Origin of the sequence: uncultured Oscillibacter sp. (assembly GCF_910587525.1) — a bacterium.
Classification (GTDB): domain Bacteria; phylum Bacillota; class Clostridia; order Oscillospirales; family Oscillospiraceae; genus Oscillibacter.
On record NZ_CAJULS010000224.1, the window covers coordinates 1 to 2,481 of the forward strand.

The 2,481-nt window shown below is 60.9% G+C and carries 3 protein-coding genes; all 3 read right to left on the reverse strand.

Features of this window, described 5'->3' with window-relative positions; all coding sequences use genetic code 11:
• On the reverse strand, positions 1–1,061 hold a 1,061-nt coding region (locus QZ326_RS12795), incomplete at its 3' end, for a 2Fe-2S iron-sulfur cluster-binding protein (protein WP_295745926.1).
• A gap of 142 nt (positions 1,062–1,203) precedes the next feature.
• The gene (locus tag QZ326_RS12800; protein ID WP_295745928.1) at positions 1,204–1,836 is read right to left on the reverse strand and encodes a thiamine diphosphokinase; all 633 of its coding nucleotides are present in this window, start codon (positions 1,834–1,836) and stop codon (positions 1,204–1,206) included.
• A 79-nt stretch (positions 1,837–1,915) separates the two neighbouring features.
• The gene (locus QZ326_RS12805) at positions 1,916–2,338 is read right to left on the reverse strand and encodes a YrvL family regulatory protein (RefSeq protein ID WP_295745931.1); all 423 of its coding nucleotides are present in this window, start codon (positions 2,336–2,338) and stop codon (positions 1,916–1,918) included.
• Positions 2,339–2,481 lie beyond the last annotated feature (143 nt).

The window sequence follows — 2,481 nt, forward strand, 5'->3', positions numbered from 1 at the left end:
TCCCCGTCGGGATAGGCCACGGCGCACTCCGGCTCCAGGAAGGCGTGCTCCGTCCACGGTGTATAAAACCGCTGGGTCAGCATGTATTTACTCTTGGCGATGGCCTCCGCCGGATTGCCCCGCTGGATGTGCTTATGGCTCAGCAGGTTCCCCTCCCGGTGGACCAGGGGTGCGTCCGGCAGCATGGCCTCCCGGGGACTGCGGACACAGGGCAGCTCTTCGTAATCCACCTTTACCAGGGCCTTGGCCTGAGCCAGGATCTCCGGCGTCTCCGCCGCCACCAGGCAGATGGCGTCCCCCAGGTAGTGGGTGATGTCCCCCACGGCGATCATGGTGTCCCAGTCCTGTTTTAAATGTCCCACCTTGTTGCTGCCCGGCACGTCCGCGGCGGTGAACACCCCCACCACGCCGGGCAGGGCCTTGGCCTCCCCGGTATGGATCGCCAGCACCCGCGCCCGGGGATATTCGCTGCGGACGGCGCTGCCGTAGATCATGCCGTCCATATAGATGTCGTCGGGGTAGATGCCCGTGCCGGTAACCTTCTCCTCCACGTCGATCCGGGGGACCCGGGCGCCCAGGGACCAGTCCTCTACGGCCTGGGGAACCTCCCCGGCCCGAAACAGCTCCGCCGCCAGCAAAATAGCGTCGATGATCTTCACATACCCGGTGCAGCGGCAGATGTTGTTGCGGATGGCGAAGGCCGCCTCCTCCCGGGTGGGGTTTTGGTTCTTGTCAAGCAGGGCCTTTGCGGAGACCACCATCCCCGGAATGCAGAAGCCGCACTGAACCGCCCCGGCGTGGCCGAAGGCATATGTATAGACCTGCCGCTCAAACCCGCTGAGGCCCTCCACGGTGAGGACCTCCTTCCCCTCCAGCTTGTCTGTCTGGGGAATACAGGCCTTGGTGGGCTTGCCGTCAATGAGGACGGTGCAGGTGCCGCAGGCGCCCTCGCTGCACCCGTCCTTCACAGAGGTCAGGCCCAGAGTGTCCCGCAGGTACCGCAGCAGCTTCTGGTTCTTTTCCACAGTCACAGTCTTGCCATTTACGCGAAACGTTGCCATAAAAGACTCCTTGTTCCCGTGCCCGCCCTCGGTCCCACGGTCATGTGTAATTTTCAGAAAGGTCGACCTTTCCATTCTTGTATATTATACCTGAAATCCAGGCAATGCGCAACCACACTTTTGTCAATTCGTTATTCTATTTTTAGTCCAACGGAGGCAGCTCCCAGCCCACCGCCAGTGCGCCCCTCCGAACGGAAACCCGGGCCATGGGCTCCAGAATGTGGTTGCTGACCCCCACGGGAAAGTCCGGCGTCAGCACAGCGTTTTCCAGGGGATACTGAAAGCCGGTCTCGTCCACCCCCTCCGCCCGGTCTCCCAGGCAGAAGACAGAGAACAGGCCCCACTCCACCGTCTTGGGAATATCCAGGGCCTCGTTTTCGATCACAGTCCAGAGAAAATCGTCGCCGTACAGCCAGCCCCTGGCCCCCTTTCTGCGGAGGAACAGCAGGGACTGGATGTTTGCCAGGGTGTGGTCCAGCCGTCTGCCGCCAGTGCCGCCGTAGATCCAAAAGTCCGTACAGCCCGCCTCCAGTCCAACCCGGATGGCGGCTAGGGTGTCAGTGTCGTCCTTCTCCACCGGCAGGCGGCGGACGCGGGTAAAATCCACCGGGGGCTCCATGGAGTCGAAGTCCCCCAGCAGCAGGTCTGGAACGATTCTCTCCCGGAGGCAGATCTCATAGCCGGCATCGGCGGCGATGACAAGATCGCCGGGCCCGCCCGGACGCTCCCGCAGGCCATAAAATGTACCAGCGGCAAAAACAAAGCAGCGTTTCACAGCAGCCACTTCCCCTCCTATTTCTATCAGCAGTATACTTTTAAGAAAAGCGGAAAGCGCTATGCGCCTTCCGCTTTTTTCATCTGCTCTCCCAGCCCTCCAAATCATCCATAGAGAGGACCGCCATCACCAGAGCGACCAGGAGCAGGATCACATACCCCACCAGCACGGTACTCATCAGCCAGTCCACCAGCAGCATAGTGAGGAAGAGCGCCGCCGTATCCAGCACCACCAGCAGCACTTTCGCCCGCCGCATGGAGATCCGGTGGAGCATCAAAAGCGCCCGGGGCAGCGCCTTGACCAGAATCTGCACCGGAAAGCCCAAGGCGCCGCAGAAAATCACATAGAGGATCATGGTGGACAGAGACTCATACGAGGCGCCAAACCATCGCATGATCGTCTCACTGGGCATATCCAGCGAGGCGGCCACCGCCATCATTCCCGCCGCCAGCACTGCGCAGGCAATCAGGATCGCAATGCGCTTCTTCACCTTTCCGCCCATGGGCCCTCCTCTCGCCGCTTGGAACTCTGCAGCATTTTTGAAAAAGTATATCATGACAGGAATTTTCTGTCAACCTCCGCCCCGGAAGAGGAGATCGGGAAGAGCGTCGTGTAGGGAAAGAGTGTAGATCTCGGTGGTCGCCG